The organism is Herbaspirillum sp. GW103 (assembly GCF_000261365.1).
Taxonomy (GTDB): domain Bacteria; phylum Pseudomonadota; class Gammaproteobacteria; order Burkholderiales; family Burkholderiaceae_D; genus Herbaspirillum.
In genome coordinates this window covers 251,868-267,733 of the sequence record NZ_AJVC01000006.1, presented here as the reverse complement: position 1 = coordinate 267,733, position 15,866 = coordinate 251,868, and the positions used below count along the sequence as shown (strand labels likewise).

At 65.3% G+C, this 15,866-nt stretch carries 16 protein-coding genes; 12 read left to right on the top strand and 4 right to left on the bottom strand.

Going from position 1 to position 15,866, the window contains the following annotated elements:
- Positions 1-17 precede the first annotated feature (17 nt).
- The 7 genes from GWL_RS19745 (at position 18) to GWL_RS19715 (ending at position 6,781) form a co-directional block, all read left to right on the top strand.
- A complete protein-coding gene (locus GWL_RS19745; RefSeq protein WP_008333678.1) occupies positions 18-1,208 on the top strand; it encodes an amidase in 1,191 nt (396 codons plus the stop codon).
- On the top strand, positions 1,195-1,716 hold the full coding sequence (locus tag GWL_RS19740) for an ureidoglycolate lyase (RefSeq protein WP_192811595.1): 522 nt from the start codon (positions 1,195-1,197) through the stop codon (positions 1,714-1,716). Before GWL_RS19745 ends, GWL_RS19740 begins: the two co-directional genes overlap by 14 nt.
- A 112-nt stretch (positions 1,717-1,828) precedes the next feature.
- Complete coding sequence (rarD, locus tag GWL_RS19735; protein ID WP_034351700.1) at positions 1,829-2,725, top strand: EamA family transporter RarD; 897 nt, start codon at positions 1,829-1,831, stop codon at positions 2,723-2,725.
- A 40-nt stretch (positions 2,726-2,765) separates the two neighbouring features.
- Positions 2,766-4,433 carry an energy-dependent translational throttle protein EttA gene (gene ettA, locus GWL_RS19730; RefSeq protein WP_008333675.1) on the top strand — a complete coding sequence of 556 codons (1,668 nt, stop codon included), beginning with the start codon at positions 2,766-2,768 and terminating at the stop codon, positions 4,431-4,433.
- A gap of 182 nt (positions 4,434-4,615) precedes the next feature.
- Positions 4,616-4,903 (top strand): hypothetical protein, encoded by a 288-nt coding sequence (locus GWL_RS19725; protein WP_008333674.1) that lies wholly within the window; start codon positions 4,616-4,618, stop codon positions 4,901-4,903.
- A 222-nt stretch (positions 4,904-5,125) separates the two neighbouring features.
- Positions 5,126-6,040: a bile acid:sodium symporter family protein gene (locus GWL_RS19720; RefSeq protein WP_034351498.1), complete on the top strand. Its 915-nt coding sequence runs from the start codon at positions 5,126-5,128 to the stop codon at positions 6,038-6,040.
- A gap of 147 nt (positions 6,041-6,187) precedes the next feature.
- Positions 6,188-6,781: a molybdopterin-dependent oxidoreductase gene (locus tag GWL_RS19715; protein ID WP_008333672.1), complete on the top strand. Its 594-nt coding sequence runs from the start codon at positions 6,188-6,190 to the stop codon at positions 6,779-6,781.
- Between the two features lie 22 nt (positions 6,782-6,803).
- Here the strand turns inward: GWL_RS19715 and GWL_RS19710 are convergent, their stop codons facing one another.
- Positions 6,804-8,444, bottom strand: a complete 1,641-nt coding sequence (locus tag GWL_RS19710) for an acyl-CoA synthetase (protein ID WP_008333671.1) — start codon at positions 8,442-8,444, stop codon at positions 6,804-6,806.
- A 171-nt stretch (positions 8,445-8,615) separates the two neighbouring features.
- On the opposite strand from GWL_RS19710, the gene GWL_RS19705 reads away from it, so the two are divergent.
- The 3 genes from GWL_RS19705 to hisC all read left to right on the top strand — a co-directional run bounded on the left by GWL_RS19705 (position 8,616) and on the right by hisC (position 11,212).
- Positions 8,616-9,290: a Crp/Fnr family transcriptional regulator gene (locus GWL_RS19705; RefSeq protein ID WP_008333670.1), complete on the top strand. Its 675-nt coding sequence runs from the start codon at positions 8,616-8,618 to the stop codon at positions 9,288-9,290.
- Between the two features lie 89 nt (positions 9,291-9,379).
- Complete coding sequence (locus GWL_RS19700) at positions 9,380-10,045, top strand: hypothetical protein (RefSeq protein ID WP_008333668.1); 666 nt, start codon at positions 9,380-9,382, stop codon at positions 10,043-10,045.
- 84 nt (positions 10,046-10,129) lie between these two features.
- Positions 10,130-11,212: a histidinol-phosphate transaminase gene (gene hisC / locus GWL_RS19695; protein WP_008333666.1), complete on the top strand. Its 1,083-nt coding sequence runs from the start codon at positions 10,130-10,132 to the stop codon at positions 11,210-11,212.
- Positions 11,213-11,266: 54 nt separating this feature from the next.
- On the opposite strand, the gene GWL_RS19690 is transcribed toward hisC, so the two are convergent.
- Together GWL_RS19690 and GWL_RS19685 are read right to left on the bottom strand one after the other, a co-directional pair.
- On the bottom strand, positions 11,267-12,502 hold the full coding sequence (locus GWL_RS19690; RefSeq protein ID WP_008333665.1) for a YbfB/YjiJ family MFS transporter: 1,236 nt from the start codon (positions 12,500-12,502) through the stop codon (positions 11,267-11,269).
- Positions 12,503-12,717: 215 nt separating this feature from the next.
- Positions 12,718-13,317, bottom strand: a complete 600-nt coding sequence (locus GWL_RS19685) for an HD-GYP domain-containing protein (RefSeq protein WP_034351495.1) — start codon at positions 13,315-13,317, stop codon at positions 12,718-12,720.
- 267 nt (positions 13,318-13,584) lie between these two features.
- Here GWL_RS19685 and GWL_RS19680 point away from each other — a divergent pair, with 267 nt between their 5' ends.
- Positions 13,585-14,745, top strand: a complete 1,161-nt coding sequence (locus GWL_RS19680) for an MFS transporter (RefSeq protein WP_008333661.1) — start codon at positions 13,585-13,587, stop codon at positions 14,743-14,745.
- Positions 14,746-14,793: 48 nt separating this feature from the next.
- Positions 14,794-15,489, top strand: coding sequence for an alpha/beta fold hydrolase (locus tag GWL_RS19675; RefSeq protein ID WP_008333649.1), 696 nt, complete (start codon positions 14,794-14,796; stop codon positions 15,487-15,489).
- Positions 15,490-15,541: 52 nt separating this feature from the next.
- Here GWL_RS19675 and GWL_RS19670 read toward each other — a convergent pair whose 3' ends face one another.
- Positions 15,542-15,811, bottom strand: coding sequence for a hypothetical protein (locus GWL_RS19670; protein ID WP_008333636.1), 270 nt, complete (start codon positions 15,809-15,811; stop codon positions 15,542-15,544).
- Between the last annotated feature and the right edge of the window lie 55 nt (positions 15,812-15,866).

Sequence of the window (15,866 nt, the reverse complement as noted above, 5' to 3'; positions counted from 1 at the left end):
CCCGACAAGGAAACCGCATGAGTGCCGATGTCTCCACCGCCCGCTGCTTCGTCCCCTATCCCTTCGTGCCGCAACCCCACGCCAGCAGCGGTCCCCTGGCCGGCGTACGGCTGGCGGTCAAGGACATCTTCGACGTGGCCGGCTATCCCACCGGTTGCGGCAACCCGCACATGCTGGCCCTGTCCGGCATCAAGACCGACTCGGCACCGGCGGTGCAGGCGCTGCTGCAAGCGGGCGCGCAATTCGTCGGCAAGGTCTATACCGATGAGCTGGCCTTCTCCATGAATGGCAAGAACGCCCACTTCGGTACTCCGCGCAATGGCGGTGCGCCGGATCGCATCCCGGGCGGCTCCAGTTCCGGTTCGGCCTCGGCGGTCTCCAATGGCCTGGCCGACCTGGCGCTGGGCACCGATACCGGTGGCTCGGTGCGCGTGCCGGCCAGCCACTGCGGCCTGATCGGCCTGCGCCCCACGCATGGCCGCGTCTGGCTGGAGCGCGTCATGGAACTGGCCGGCAGCTTCGACACCTGCGGCTGGTTCGCGCGCGACATGGATGTGTTCAGCCGCGCCGGTGCCGTCTTGCTGGGCGAAGACAGCGCACCCTTGCCCGCGCAGCCGCGCGTGCTGGTCGCTGCCGACGTACTGGCCCTGCTGGCGCCGCGTGTACAGGCGCAGTTCGGGCAACTGCTGGATCGCCTGGATGGCGTGCTGGGCACGCCCCAGCCGGTCAAGGCTGCCGGGCCTTCCTTTGATGCGCTGTACTGGGCCTTCCGCCATATCCAGGGCTATGAAGCCTGGCGGGCCCATGGCGAGAACATCAGCCGCCACGGCTTCCAGCTGGGGCCGGGCGTGGCCGAACGTTTCGCCTGGTCATCCACCATCACACCGCAGCAGATGGAAGAGCACAGCGCGGTGCGGCGCACCTTCCGCGAATCCTTCACCCGCCTGCTCGGCCAGGATGGCGTCCTGCTCCTGCCCAGTGCACCGGATGTGGCACCGCTGCTGACCGATTCTGAACAGTCGCTGGAAGACTATCGCAACCAGGCTGTGCGCATGCTCTGTCTGTCTGGCCTGTCGGGCTTCCCGCAGATTTCGCTGCCGTTGATGCAGCTCGATGGAGCGCCCTTCGGCCTGTCGCTGATCGCGCCGCCCGGCAGTGATCGTTCCCTGATCAGCTACGCGGCAGGATTGATGCATGTGTGCGCCTGAGTCCCAGTCCATGCTGCGCGTGATCCAGGCGCAAGCCCTGACGCGCGAAGCCTTTGCTGCCTACGGTGAACTGATCGCACCGGGCCGCTCCGAGCGCGATATCAACTTCGGCACCGCCCGCCGCTACGACGACGTGGCCAGCCTCGACGTGGAGGAAGCGGGTGGCCGCGCTTGCGTGGCGATCTTCCACACCGAGACGGCGGCTGGCCAGGCGGCTTATCCGCTGCGCGCCTTCGAGCGCCACCGCCTGGGCAGCCAGAGCTTCATCCCCATGGGCGCGGCGCGCTGCCTGGCGGTGCTGGCCGGCGATGGTGAGCGGCCGGACGAGTCGGCCATTGCCGCCTTCGTGATCGAACCCGGGCAGGGCGTCACCCTGCGGCGCGGGGTCTGGCACCATCCCTTGATCACCATCGGGCCTGCCGATGTATTGGTCATCGAGCGCGCGGCCAGTGAGGTGGACTGCGAGGTCGTCATGCTCTCCAGCAGGATCGAGGTACAGCTGGCCTAGCGTCGCATCAAACCAGCCCCGGCGAATCCTGCAATAATGGCGGCTTGTCACAGCCGTGACCGGGTGCGCCCCCTGGCGCGCCGGTCTGGGCTTCCATCCCATTGCCCTGCCCATGCTTCACGCCATCAGCGCCTCCATCCTGTGGGGCTTGTTCCCGCTCTACTTCAAGTTGCTCAAGGAAATTCCTTCCTTTGACATCGTGGTCCATCGCCTCTTCTGGTCTTGCGTGTTCCTGGTGGCGGTGCTGGCCTGGCGGCGCCAGTGGGGCTGGGTCGCCGAGGTCCGTCAGCGGCCCATGGTGGTGGCCGGCTTCCTGCTCTCGGCCCTGCTGCTCACCGGCAACTGGACACTCTACGTCTGGGCCGTCAATGCCGGGCGCATCGTCGATACCAGCCTGGGTTACTTCATGAGTCCGCTCGTGAGCGTCTTCATGGGCTACCTGATCCTGAAGGAACGCATGCGTCCCCTGCAATGGCTGGCGGTGTTCCTTGCACTCGGTGCAGTGATCTGGCTGACCATCGCCAATGGCAGCCTGCCGTGGATTTCGCTCTTGATCGCGCTGACCTTCGCCTTCTATGGCCTCTTGCGCAAGACCGCGCACCTGGGTGCCCTTGAAGGCCTGTCGCTGGAAACCTTGCTGATGCTGCCGCTGGTGCTGGTCATCCTGGGTCTCGATACCCTGCGCGACAGCAACGCCTTCACCCATGCTTCCACTTCGGCCCGGATCCTGCTGGCCTTGTCCGGCCCCATCACGGCGGTGCCGCTGCTGCTCTTTGCCCATGGCGCGCGTCGCATCCCCTTGTCGATGCTGGGCCTCATGCAATACATTTCGCCCACCATCCAGCTGCTGGGTGGCGTGCTGATCTACGGCGAACCCTTTGCCGGGGCACGCGCCATCGGCTTTTGCGTGATCTGGGTGGCGCTCGCGGTATACTCCGCCGAAGGCTTGTGGCGCTACCTGCGCACCCGCGCGCAAAGCTCGGCAGAGCCCAGCGCCGGCGGCGCCTGATCGCCGTCTTACCGTTTCCCTCTCACTGGCAACTCATACCATGGCCCAATACGTCTTTACCATGAACCGCGTCGGCAAGATCGTGCCGCCGAAGCGGCAGATCCTCAAGGACATCTCGCTGTCCTTCTTCCCCGGCGCCAAGATCGGCGTGCTCGGCTTGAACGGCTCGGGCAAGTCCACCCTGCTCAAGATCATGGCCGGCATCGACAAGGAAATCGAGGGTGAAGCCATCCCGATGCCCAACCTCAACATCGGCTACCTGCCCCAGGAACCGCAGCTCGATCCCGAGAAGACCGTGCGCCAGGAAGTCGAAAGCGCCCTGGGTGAAGTCTTCGAAGCCCAGGCCAAGCTGGACGCGGTCTACGCCGCCTATGCGGAAGAAGACGCCGACTTCGACGCCCTCGCCACCGAGCAGGCCCGCCTGGAAGCCATCATCGCCGCCGCTGACGGCAACAGCCTCAACCAGCAGCTGGAAATGGCCGCCGACGCGCTGCGCCTGCCGCCCTGGGACGCCAAGATCGGCGTGCTCTCCGGCGGCGAAAAGCGCCGTGTGGCACTGTGCAAGCTGCTGCTCTCCAAGCCCGACATGCTGCTGCTGGACGAACCGACCAACCACCTGGACGCCGAATCGGTGGACTGGCTGGAACAGTTCCTGCAACGCTTCCCCGGCACCGTGGTGGCCATCACCCACGATCGCTACTTCCTCGACAACGCCGCCGAATGGATCCTCGAACTGGACCGCGGCCACGGCATCCCCTGGAAGGGCAACTACAGCTCCTGGCTGGAACAGAAGGAAGCCCGCCTGAAGCAGGAAGAAGCCAGCGAATCGGCCCGCCAGAAGACCATCGCCAAGGAACTGGAATGGGTGCGCCAGAACCCCAAGGGCCGCCAGGCCAAGAGCAAGGCGCGTCTGGCCCGCTTCAACGAGCTCTCCGAATACGAATACCAGAAGCGCAACGAGACCCAGGAAATCTTCATCCCCGTGGCCGAGCGCCTGGGCAATGAAGTCATCGAATTCAAGAACGTCAGCAAGGGCTATGGTGACCGCCTGCTGATCGACAACCTGAACTTCAAGATCCCGGCCGGTGCCATCGTCGGCATCATCGGCCCCAACGGCGCCGGTAAATCGACCCTGTTCCGCATGCTGGCCGGCCGCGAAACTCCGGACAGTGGCGAACTGGTGCTCGGCCCCACCGTCAAGGTGTCGCTGGTGGACCAGTCGCGCGAAGACCTGGGCAACAAGAAGACGGTCTTCGAAGATGTCTCGGGCGGCGCCGACATCCTCACCGTGGGCCGCTTCGAAATGCCCTCGCGCGCCTACCTGGGCCGCTTCAACTTCAAGGGTGGCGACCAGCAGAAGATCGTCGGCAACCTCTCCGGTGGTGAGCGCGGCCGCCTGCACCTGGCCAAGACCCTGCTGCAGGGTGGCAACGTCCTGCTGCTGGACGAACCGTCCAACGACCTCGACGTGGAAACCCTGCGCGCCCTGGAAGATGCGCTGCTGGAATTCGCCGGCACCGTGCTGGTGATCTCTCACGATCGCTGGTTCCTGGACCGTATCGCCACCCACATCATCGCCTTCGAAGGCGATTCGCAGGTTACCTTCTTCGACGGCAACTATCAGGAATACGAAGCCGACAAGAAGAAGCGCCTCGGCGAAGAAGCGGCCAAGCCCAAGCGTATCCGTTACAAACCGGTTACGCGTTGATCGCATCACTGATGGGTACGTAAAAACGCCGCGGGTTCCCGCGGCGTTTTTTTTCGTCCGCCTATCGTCCGCCTATCCTCCGCCTGTCGTCCGCAGCCCGGACGTAAAGAGTTGTAGGGACGCATGACGCCGCCCCTCGCGCTGGCTACCATCGCGGGATCACCACATCACCGGGAGCCCCGATGCAGATCCGCAGAACGCTATCGCTTGCCCTGACGACGGTGCTGGCCGGTTGCGCCACCTCGCAACCGGTCACGCAGATCGACAAGGATACCTACCTGCTGGTAGCCAGTTCGCGCTGGCGTGGCAATGACGGCGTGGCTGTACAGGGCTTGCAGCAGGCCGATGACTGGTGCCGCCAGCAGGGCCGCCACGCCCGCATCATCGGCAGCGAACGTTCGGAGGGCGTAATCGGCGTGATGCCGCCCAAGGTCATGCTTAGTTTCAAATGTGATCTATCCCGCCCGTAGCGGCTCCCACCGCCCGGGAACGGGCAGCAATCGGCCTGCACGGGTAGAATCACGGCCTTGCCCGCCCACAAGGCCCCGGCCAGAGAAGAGGCCGTCACCGTATCGGGTGCACGATGATTCCTCCACCGCAGTTCGCGTCATCCACGCAGTCAACATAAAAAACGCGCCATCCCGTCATGATCGTCTTCATGCGCGGGTTTGTTTCATCATTCATCCATTGCCATGCTTGCCACCATCACCCGCCTCTTTCCCGTGTGGGCGCTGCTGCTTTCCGCTGCCGCCTACTTCTCGCCGCCGACCTTCACGCCCCTGGGCAAATACATTACCCAGCTGCTCACGCTGATCATGCTGACCATGGGCGTGACGCTCACGGTGGACGACTTCAAGCGCATCATCAAGCGCCCCGCGCCCGTGGCGGCCGGTATCGTCCTGCACTACCTGGTCATGCCGCTGGCCGCCTGGATCATCGCCAAGGTGCTGCGCATGCCGCCCGATCTCACCGCCGGCATGGTGCTGGTGGGCAGCGTCGCCTCCGGTACTGCCTCCAACGTCATGATCTATCTCTCGCGCGGCGATGTGGCCTTGTCGGTCACCATCTCCACCCTGTCGGCACTGGTGTCGGTGTTTGCGACGCCGCTGCTGACCGAGCTCTACGTGGATGCCTCCATTCACTTCGACGCCCACGCCATGCTGATGTCCATCGTGCAGATCGTGGTGGTCCCCATTGCGGTCGGCCTGGTGCTGAACCTGTTCGCGGGCAAGCTGATCCGCCGCATCGAACCCTACCTGTCGCTGGTGTCGATGGTGGCCATCCTGCTGATCATCTCGGCGGTGGTCGCAGGCAGCCAGGCCAGCATTGCGTCGGTGGGCCTGGTGGTATTGGTGGGCGTGATCCTGCACAACGGCCTGGGCTTGCTGGGCGGCTACTGGGGTGGCCGCCTGCTGGGCTTCGATGAGGCGGTCTGCCGCACGCTGGCCATTGAAGTCGGGATGCAGAATTCCGGTCTGGCCGCTGCGCTGGGCAAGTTGTATTTCACGCCGGTGGCGGCTCTGCCGGGTGCGCTGTTCTCGGTGTGGCACAACCTCTCGGGGTCGCTCTTGGCCGGCTACTGGCGCGGCCGTCCGCCGCGTGACTGAAGCGCGGTTGCAGTGATGCAGCGCTGAGTCCAACGGCCCGCCTCGCCTTGAGGCGGGCCGTTGTCCTTGGTGCGCAGCGAAGCGCAAAAACTGATTACAATCCGCCATCACCGCACGTCCCACTCATCTCCAAGAGGAGGCCATTCCATGCAAAAACGCAAGTTCCTCAGTCTGGGCGCCTCGCTGCTGGCCGCGCCCGCCGCCCTGCCGGCACTGGCCGCTGACAAGAAGGCCAGCCCTGGCGCAGGTCCGGTGCTGCTCACCGTCACCGGCGACATCAGCAAGGCCAATCGCGGTGCGCTCGATCCGGCGCTGGACCAGATGATGGCCAAGCAGAAGCTGGCGTTCGACCGTGCCCACACCTTCGATTTTGCCGCGCTCGCCGCGCTGCCTTCGGTGGAGATCCGTCCCACGCTGGAATACGATGGCCGCCGTCACAGCCTGCGTGGTCCGCTGCTCTCGGAGGTCTTGCGCGCCGTGGGTGGCCCCGCCACCGTGCAGAACTGTGCCCTGCGCGCCGTCGATGGTTATGCAGTGCTGGTTTCGGCGGAGGATATCGCCAAGTATCGATTCATCATCGCCACCCATCTGGATGGCAAGCCCATCCCGCTGGGCGGACTCGGTCCGCTATGGGCCGTGTATGACGCCGACAGCTTCCCCGAGATGAGCGCGCGCCCCTTGCCGGAGCGCTTCGGCCAATGCCCCTGGGGCCTGTATCACATCGCCGTGCGCAAGGCCTGAGGCGATGCCATGGGGCAGCGCCTCAGACGTTGATGGCGCTGTCGGACTTCATGCGCTTGCGCAATTCAAACTTCTGGATCTTGCCGGTGGACGTCTTGGGCAGCGGACCGAAGTAGATCGCCTTGGGCACCTTGAAACCGGCCAGGTGGCCCCGGCAGAATTCGGTCAGTTCTGCCGCATCGATGTTGGCACCTTCCTTGAGCTCCACGAAGGCGCAGGGTGTCTCTCCCCATTTCTCATCCGGTTGTGCCACCACCGCTGCGGCCAGTACGGCCGGATGGCGGTACAGCACGTCCTCCACTTCCACGCTGGAAATGTTTTCTCCGCCGGAGATGATGATGTCCTTGCTGCGGTCCTTGATCTTGATGTAGCCGTCCGCATTCATCACACCGAGGTCGCCGGTATGGAACCAGCCCCCGGCAAAGGCTTCGTGCGTGGCCTTGTCGTTCTTCAGGTAGCCTTTCATGCAGATGTTGCCGCGGAACATGATCTCGCCGATCTCCTCGCCATCGGCGGCCACCGGTTCCATGGTATCGGGGGAGAGCACCGTCACCCCGCTTTGCAGGTGATAGCGCACGCCCTGGCGTGACTTCTGCACCGCGCGCTGGTCCACCGACAGCGTGCTCCATTCATCCTGTTCCGCACACACGGCCGCCGGTCCATAGACTTCGGTGAGTCCATACACGTGGGTCAGCTCGAACTGCATCGCCTCCATCTTGGCCAGCACGGCTGCCGGCGGCGGCGCCCCGGCCACCATCGCCTTGACCGGGCCACGGATATTGGCGCGCCAGCCCTCGGGAGCATTGGCCAGCGCCGCATGCACGATGGGCGCGGCGCAGTAATGGGTGATGCCGTGTTCGGCGATCAGGTCGAACACCAGCTTGGGCTCGAACTTGCGCAGGCACACGTTCACCCCCGCGCGTGCGGCCACCGTCCACGGGAAGCACCAGCCATTGCAATGGAACATGGGCAGCGTCCACAGGTAGACCGGATGCTTGGGCAGATCCCATTCGAGGATGTTGGAGACCGCATTCAAAGCCGCGCCGCGATGGTGATAGACCACGCCCTTGGGGTCGCCGGTGGTGCCGGAGGTGTAGTTCAGCGCAATCGCATCCCACTCGTCGGCAGGCCATTGCCATTCGAAGTTTTCATCGCCATCGGCCAGCAGGGCTTCGTATTCGAGATGACCGAAGCGCTCGCCGGGTACCGGTGGCGGACCCAGCACGTCGAACACCTCGACGATCTTCAATGCCGGCAATTGCGCGCGCAGCTGCTGGGCCAGTGCGGCGAATTCGCTGTCGATGAGCAGCACCTTGGCCTCGCCATGGCGCAGCATGAAAACGATGGATTCGGCATCGAGCCGGATGTTGAGTGCATTCAGTACCGCACCGGCCATGGGCACACCGAAGTGCGCCTCCACCATCGCCGGGGTATTGGGCAGCATCGCCGAAACGGTATCGTTCTTGCCGACGCCGAGGCGCTGCAGGGCGCTGGCCAGGCGGCGCGTGCGGCGATAGGTCTGGTCCCAGTCCTGGCGCAACGCGCCATGGATGATGGCGGGACGCTGGCCATAGACGGCAGCGGCGCGCGCGATGAAATCGATGGGGGTGAGGGCCGCGTAATTGGCGGCATTGCGGCCGAGGCCGGTGTCGAAGTCTGCCATGCTTGTCTCCTTGCGGCGGGGATGAGGGGCGCGGCCTGTGCATTTTTTATCAGCCGCCTGTGATTAGGGTAGCACCGAAGCGGTCTTGTGCTTTGTCATCACGATGACAAGGCTGACATGCGACAATGTTGGCCGTTTCCTCTTCCCCGTGCACATCCCATGAGCAGCCCGATGGCGCAGCTTCTGCAGCAATACGACTGGTTCGCCGCGCTGGCGCCGGAACATCGTGCGCTGGCCGCCGCCACCACCCAGCTCGCGCGCTATGCTGCCGACGCCTTCGTGGCCCGGCGCGGTGAGCTCTCGCAATACTGGATCGGCGTGCATGAGGGCCTGATCAAGCTGGCCGTCTACAACATCGATGGTCGCAGCAGCACGCTCTCGGGCGTACCGCAAGGCGGCTGGTGCGGCGAGGGCAGCGTCATCAAGCGCGAGCCGCGTCGCTATGATGTCATCGCCATCCGCGCCGCGCAGATCCTGCTGGTGCCCGCCGATACCTTCCATCGCCTCATGGCCGAAAGTCTGCCCTTCAACGCCTTCGTCATCGGCCAGTTGAATGAACGCATGGGCCAGTTCATCGCCACCGTCCAGAACGAGCGGCTGCTCGACGTCGATGCCCGCGTAGCGCAGGCCATTGCGCAGCTGTTCCATCCCATGCTCTATCCGCGCACGTCCAAGGTGCTGGAACTGTCGCAGGAAGAAATCGGTCTGCTGACCGGCCTGTCGCGCCAGCGCGTGAACCAGGCCATGCGCCACCTGGCCGAGCTGGGGCTGGTGGAGATTTCCTACCAGAGCATCCGCGTGGTCGATCTGGATGGCTTGCGCGCCTTCGGCATGGCCTCGCTGTGAGTGGCCTGTCACCACGACGACAGTCTGGCGCTCGCGGCTGACTTAAGATCACTTGCGCATCCCGGAGTTGAGACCGTATCGGAACAGCCATGGCCATCGTCACCCATCATCATCTGCCTCTGCGCGAACTACGCTTCGCCGCCCCCGCGCGGGTGCGGGTATGGAAGGGCGCGGCCACCTTGAAGAGCGGCGGCGTGGCGGTCGAGTTGCAGGAGGGCGAGAGTTTCACCGTGCCGCCCTTCGTGCGCTTTGCCTGCCTGGCGCATCCGCGTGTGACGGCACGGGGCATGCGCCCGGCGGTGTGGTCGCTGTCCCTGGAGGCGCAGTCGAGCGCCGACATGGAGCGGGCCGCCGACACCAGCAAGCCCCACGCCCGGCGCCTGGCTGCCGCGATCTTTGCGCAACCGGCAGCGCAGTGGTGTGCCGAGCGCATTGCGCGGGAGTGGCAGATCTCCACCGCGCGCCTGCGTGCGCTCTTGTTTGCCGAGGGCGAGTCGCTGCGCAGCCTGGTGCGCGAGCAGCGCGTGGCGTGGGTGCTGGCGCAACTGGCGCGCATGGAAGATGCCCGGGCCCGCCCGTCTGATGCCGGGTTCGCCTCGCAGGCGGCCCTGCAGCGCGCCTGCCAGGACCTGATCGGCCTGCCGCCCGGGATTGCCGAGCGCGCGCTCTCCCTGCTCAGCAGCCAGCCCAGGGCAGCGCTCCCGCCGCCGCAGGAGGGGCAGTCCCGCCAGCGGCGCTATCGCCCCTATTTCTGAGGCGGGAGCGGCCGGCTGGCGGCAAGTTTGCTACCATCTGCGCTTTCCCTCAATTCTGTACGGCCCGGCATGGGCTGATTTCTCATGAGCAAGTTCTGGAGTCCCATCGTCAGCCGCCTGACGCCCTACACCCCCGGCGAACAACCCAAGCTCGCGCGCCTGGTCAAGCTCAATACCAACGAGAGTCCGTATGGTCCCTCGCCGCTGGCGCTGCAGGCCATCGCCCGCGAGGTCAGCGACAGTCTGCGGCTCTATCCCAATCCCGACGCCGAGCCGCTGAAACTGGCCATCGCCGGTCGTCACGCCGCCGACGGTATCACCGCGCGCGAGGTGTTCGTGGGCAACGGTTCGGATGAAGTGCTGGCGCATGCCTTCCAGGCCCTGCTGCAGCATGGCAAGCCCATCCTCTTCCCGGACATCACCTACAGTTTCTACCCGACCTATGCCGGCCTGTACCAGGTCGACTATCGCGCCGTGCCGCTGGCCGAGGACTTCACCCTGCGCACCGCCGATTACCTCGGCCATGGGGAGTCCATCGGCGGCATCATCTTCCCCAATCCGAACGCGCCGACCGGTTGCTTGCTGGGGCTGGAGGAGGTGGAGCGCATTCTGCAGGGCAATCCGGAACGGGTCGTGGTGGTCGATGAGGCTTACATCGATTTCGGTGGCCAGAGCGCCATCCCGCTGGTGCAGCGCTATCCCAACCTGCTGGTGGTGCAGACCTTCTCCAAGTCGCGCGCGCTGGCCGGGATGCGGGTCGGTTTTGCGGTCGGTCATGCCGACCTCATCGATGCGCTGGAGCGGGTCAAGAACAGCTTCAATTCCTATCCGCTGGATCGCCCGGCCATTGCCGGCGCCACTGCCGCCATCGAGGACGAGGACTATTTCCGCAAGACCTGCGACATGGTCATCGCCAGCCGTACCGCCCTGGTGGGGCAGCTGCAAGCCCTGGGCTTCGAGGTGCTGCCTTCGGCGGCCAACTTCGTCTTCGCCCGCCATCCGCAACGCGATGCCGCCGAACTGGCCGCGTCGCTGCGCAGCGACGGCATCATCGTGCGTCACTTCAAGAGCGAGCGCATCAAGCAGTTCCTGCGCATCACCATCGGCACCGATGAGGACTGCGGCATTCTGGTGGAGTCTCTGCGCCGCCACCTCGGTCAGCAGTAAGCCCGGCGGCGGACCGCGCCGGCATTGGCCGCGCGGCCCGATGTGCAGAAAACGTCAAGCCGCGCCGGGCGGCCTCTCGTGCGCGCCCAGCGGCTTTTGCCGCCATGCCACCAGCGACCCCGCCAGCAGCATCAGTGCAGAAAACGTCAGCCCGCGTTGCAGGCCGCCCGCACCATCGGCGATCCATCCGACGATGGAAGGGCCGATGATCTGGCCCACGGCGAAGATGATGGTGAAGGCGCTGATGCCTGCAGGCCAGTCCGCCGGCGGCAGGTTGTGGCGCACCATGGCCGTGGTCGAGGCCACGGCTGACAGGAAGCAGCCCCCAAACAGCAACCCTGAGGCAAACACCGCCACGGGCGCTGCCGTCGTGGCCGGCAGCAGGGTGGCCAGGCACAGCAGGCCGTTGAGGATGGCCAGCGACTGCCCACCGTGGAAGCGGTCCAACATGCGCGCCCAGATGCGTGAGGACGCAAAGGTCGCCGCCCCCAGCAGCGCGAAGAAGAGCGTGATGCGTGACGCCGCCATGCCTTCCTCTTTCAGCAGGGCGATGACGAAGGTCATGTAGCCGATATATCCCAGCCCGAAGAATAAATAACCGATCAGCCCGAACAGCAGGCTGCGCGGACGCCATGCCCCGCCGCCCGCGGCCTGTGCCGGCGAGGTCGGCATCAGCCGGGCGGGCAGCGTCATGACCAGGCTGGCCACCAGCGCCAGCACGCCCAGCAGCACCCATGCCCATTGCCAGGGATGCGCTGCACCCTGTGCGACGGCGGCGTCCATCACCGGCGGCACCAGCAGCGATGCGGCCACGATGCCGATGCCGGTGCCGCCGTAATACAGACCCAGCAGCAGCCCCGCGCGCTGCGCGTGCAATGCCGCCAGCCGGCTCACCAGCAAACCGCCCGAGACGAAGATGAGCGCACTGGTCACCCCCGTTACCACCCGCAACAGCAATTGCAGCAGCGTGTCCGTGGTCAGCGCCGGCAGGAAGGAGAGCAGGGCGGTGCCGAAGGCGCCCGCGATGAGCACACGGTGCGCCTGATAGCGACGCATCAGTACCGGTGTCATCAGCGCGCCCAGCAGATAGCCCAGCGCATTGCCGGTATTCATGCCCCCGGCGATCAGATAGGGCCAGCCCAGGTCGGTACGCATCGGCGCCAGCAGCAGGGCATAGGAAAAGCGCGCCACCCCTAGCGCCACGGCCGTGCCCAGCGACAGGGCCAGGGCGGTGAGGATGGGATGGCGCAGGATGAATGGCGCGGGCGCATGCGCAGCGTGGCGGGTCATGGAAGGACGTCTCCTGGCGGTCTTGTTATGGTGTGGCGCCAGTGTAGCCGATGCGGGCCAGCGCGCCTTCTGGGGGCAACCCTCCGGGAGAGGCCGCCAAGCGTCGCCTGCCGTTGTTGCAGCTCCTTGCCGTGGCACCACCACGGCGCGTCGCCGCGCCTAGGCAGTCAACGCTTGGCGACCTCTCGCACTCGCAGATTTAATGTGAACAGGCCCTAGTTGCTGACCGGCCTCCAGTTGTGTTGCTGCACCACGTGCAGGCAGGCATCCACCACGACCGGGTCCAGGCGGGTGCCGCTCTGGCGCTGGATTTCCTCCAGTGCCACGGCCATGCCCAGCGACTTGCGGTAGGGACGGTCGGCCGACATCGATTCGACGATGTCAGCCACCGTCAGGATGCGCGCCTCCAATGGCAAGGCATCGGCGGCAATGCCGCGCGGATAGCCGCTGCCATCGAGGTACTCGTGATGGCACCAGACGATCTCTGCCAGATTGAAGGGGAAGCTGATCCTGCTGAGGATTTCATAACCGAACTGGACGTGCGTCTTGAGCACGCCATATTCATCGGCCGTGATGCGACCGGGTTTGGTCAGCAAGGCCAGCGGTATCCTGGCCTTGCCGATGTCGTGCACCTGGGCGGCCATGTGCAGCACGTCGATGCGTTCGGCCGGCAGGCCCAGATGACGCCCGATCATCACCGCCAGTTCGGCGGTCTGGTCTTCATGATTGGGCGTATAGCCGTCAGTGAGCCGATGCAGTGCGATCAGTGCATCGATGACTTCCTGATAGATTTTGTTCGCTTCTGAAACTGGCATTTCTGTCCCTGCGTGATTGCAGCCGCTGTCAGCGCGCATGGTCGCTCAGAGGTGGTGCACGATGGAGGGTGGCAGGCGTGGGCGCCTGCCGCGAACCTTTGCAGGTTCATTGATCTCTGAATGGACCGCCCGCAGGGCAGTCCCGACCCGCTGCTCCGACCACGCATGTGCATGCGCTTTCCCGGTGTCGGATAATAGCGGTTTGCAATACTGAAACTCATTTCAGGAAAGAAATGATTGTGCGCAGTTTACATTCCTGACTTATCGATGACAACCAAGCAGTCCACTTCCCGCCCGCCGTCTCCCTTGCCCCTGATCTGGCGCAGGTCTGCCATCCCGCTGTTCTTCCTGCTGCTGGGTGTGGTGTTTGCCACCTGGGCGGCGCGCATTCCCGCCATCCGGGACCACCTGCAGCTCGATGCTGCCACGCTGGCCCTGGTCCTGCTCTGTGGCGGCATTGGCGCGGTCGGCTCCTTCCCGCTGGCGGCCTGGATCACCGGCCATTACGGCGCGCGCCACAGCACGCTCTACGCGGGGCTGGCCCTGCTGGTGTCGCTGCCGCTGCTGGGACTGGCACCGAATGTGGCCGCGCTCATGCTGATCTGCACGATCTATGGTGCCGCCTCCAGCTGCTTCGACGTGGCCATCAATGCGCTGGGTGCGCAGGCCGAGCGCGACGCCGGGCGGCCCATCATGTCCATGCTGCACGGCTGGTTCTGCGTGGGCACCTTCTCCGGTGCGCTGGCCGCCAGTGCCGTGGCGGGCCTGGGCGTGGCGCCCGTCTGGCACTTCCTGCTGGTGGCGGCGCTGTTCCTCTATCCGCTCTACGCCTGCCATGAAGCGCTGCCCGATGACCGCCCCGAGCATGATCCCGCGCGCAAGCTCTTCGCGCTGCCGCACGGACATCTGGTGGTGCTGGGCGTGATCGCTTTTTGCGGTGCCATCGTCGAGGGCTCGGTGGCGGACTGGAGCGGCATCTACATGAAGGACCATATCGGTGCCAGCGATGGTGCCACGCCCCTGGCCTATGCGGCGTTCGCCGGGATGATGCTCATCATGCGCATGATCGGCGACCGTCTCAAGGCGCGCTATGACGCGCGCCGCGTGGTGTGGGTCGGCACGCTGGTGGCGAGCTTGGGCATTGCCCTGGCCGTGGCGGCCCCCGGCATGGCATTGGCCATCCTGGGCTTTGCCATCGCCGGCACCGGTGTGGCCGCGGTATTCCCGTTCGTCTTCAGTGCCGCCGGGCGGCACGGTTCCAGCGCCCTGGCGGCGGTGGCCACACTGGGTTACAGCGGCAGCCTGATCGGCCCGCCCGTGTTCGGTTTCCTCGTCCATGGCTGGGGATTGCAGGCTGCGCTGGCCTTCTTGGGCGTACTCTGCCTGGCCATGGCCGGGTCCAGCCGGCGCGCGCAGTGGCTGCAGTAAGGCCCGCGCTCTTCACTTCTACAACCTCTGATGCAAGGAAAAAATACGATGCGCAACCTGGTCCTGCTGCCGGGCTTCATGCTCAATGCCCATCTGTGGGATGACATGCAGGCCGATCTGTCCACGCTGGGCACACTGAGCTTCGGCGACCTCGGCCAGGAGGTCGGTATCCAGGCCATGGCCGATGCCGTGCTGCGCCAGGCGCCGGAACGCTTCGTGCTGTTCGGTTTCTCGATGGGGGGCTTCGTGGCGCAAGCCATTGCGCTCAAGGCACCCGAGCGTGTGCTTGGCCTGGGTTTGCTCAATACGTCATCGCGCCCGCAGACCGAGCGTGAATCGGCGGGCACGCTGGCCCAGATCGAGCTGGCGCAACGTACCCCCTTCAAGGGGCTGACTTCGCGCGCGCTGGCCTCATCACTGCACCCGGCGCGCAGCACCGACCGCGCCTTGCTGGATCGCCTGCAGGCCATGGCCCTGGCCAATGGCAAGGAGGTATTCCTGCGGCAGTTGCAGACCCTGCGCGACAGCAACGCCGAGGACCTGCAACGGCTGCAATGCCCGGTACTCATCGTCGGCAGTGACGAAGACAAGCTGCGCAGTGTGGAAGAATCGGAAGAGATGGCGCGCCAGATACCGCAATCGCGCCTGGAGATCATCGGCGACTGCGGTCACATGACGCCGATGGAAAAGCCGCAGGAATTGTTCAGGATCATCTCGGACTGGATCGTGCAATCGGGCCTCTGAAGCCTGCGCGTCGGCCAGTCCGGGGCCGGCGCGGCAGGGCTTCGGTGCAGCCTCAGTCCTTGTCGAGCTCCTTGCGGGGGGCTTCGGCCGAGCGGCTGCCGGGCCGCTTGTTCATTTCATCGAGGCCGCCAGTGCCGCGCAGGTCGGTATCGACCTGGCCCTTGCGGATGTCATCGTAGGCCTGACGAATTTCGGGGCGCTCGACCGCATGGCCGCTGTTGGCCGCATCCTGGCGGTCCGCATTCTGGTCGTGCTCATGCGGCAGGCGTGGCTTGTCATGTCGGGGATGACGATCTTTTCTGGTTCTCAGGAAGCTGGTCATGGTGGTGGTCCTCGCAATTGAATGGTTGACTCTTCTTTTGCCGCAAAGCGATGCC

What these genes read in the sequence shown, in the direction of transcription:
- GWL_RS19715 (WP_008333672.1), top strand. Translation starts at nt 6,188, where the DNA reads ATGCAAAAACGCAAGTTCCTCAGTCTGGGCGCCTCGCTGCTGGCCGCG.
- hisC (WP_008333666.1), top strand. Translation starts at nt 10,130, where the DNA reads ATGAGCAAGTTCTGGAGTCCCATCGTCAGCCGCCTGACGCCCTACACC.
- GWL_RS19670 (WP_008333636.1), bottom strand. Translation starts at nt 15,811, where the DNA reads ATGACCAGCTTCCTGAGAACCAGAAAAGATCGTCATCCCCGACATGAC.
- GWL_RS19680 (WP_008333661.1), top strand. Translation starts at nt 13,585, where the DNA reads ATGACAACCAAGCAGTCCACTTCCCGCCCGCCGTCTCCCTTGCCCCTG.
- GWL_RS19710 (WP_008333671.1), bottom strand. Translation starts at nt 8,444, where the DNA reads ATGGCAGACTTCGACACCGGCCTCGGCCGCAATGCCGCCAATTACGCG.
- GWL_RS19690 (WP_008333665.1), bottom strand. Translation starts at nt 12,502, where the DNA reads ATGACCCGCCACGCTGCGCATGCGCCCGCGCCATTCATCCTGCGCCAT.
- GWL_RS19700 (WP_008333668.1), top strand. Translation starts at nt 9,380, where the DNA reads ATGGCCATCGTCACCCATCATCATCTGCCTCTGCGCGAACTACGCTTC.
- GWL_RS19675 (WP_008333649.1), top strand. Translation starts at nt 14,794, where the DNA reads ATGCGCAACCTGGTCCTGCTGCCGGGCTTCATGCTCAATGCCCATCTG.
- GWL_RS19740 (WP_192811595.1), top strand. Translation starts at nt 1,195, where the DNA reads ATGTGTGCGCCTGAGTCCCAGTCCATGCTGCGCGTGATCCAGGCGCAA.
- GWL_RS19705 (WP_008333670.1), top strand. Translation starts at nt 8,616, where the DNA reads ATGGCGCAGCTTCTGCAGCAATACGACTGGTTCGCCGCGCTGGCGCCG.
- ettA (WP_008333675.1), top strand. Translation starts at nt 2,766, where the DNA reads ATGGCCCAATACGTCTTTACCATGAACCGCGTCGGCAAGATCGTGCCG.
- GWL_RS19685 (WP_034351495.1), bottom strand. Translation starts at nt 13,317, where the DNA reads ATGCCAGTTTCAGAAGCGAACAAAATCTATCAGGAAGTCATCGATGCA.
- GWL_RS19720 (WP_034351498.1), top strand. Translation starts at nt 5,126, where the DNA reads ATGCTTGCCACCATCACCCGCCTCTTTCCCGTGTGGGCGCTGCTGCTT.
- GWL_RS19725 (WP_008333674.1), top strand. Translation starts at nt 4,616, where the DNA reads ATGCAGATCCGCAGAACGCTATCGCTTGCCCTGACGACGGTGCTGGCC.
- rarD (WP_034351700.1), top strand. Translation starts at nt 1,829, where the DNA reads ATGCTTCACGCCATCAGCGCCTCCATCCTGTGGGGCTTGTTCCCGCTC.
- GWL_RS19745 (WP_008333678.1), top strand. Translation starts at nt 18, where the DNA reads ATGAGTGCCGATGTCTCCACCGCCCGCTGCTTCGTCCCCTATCCCTTC.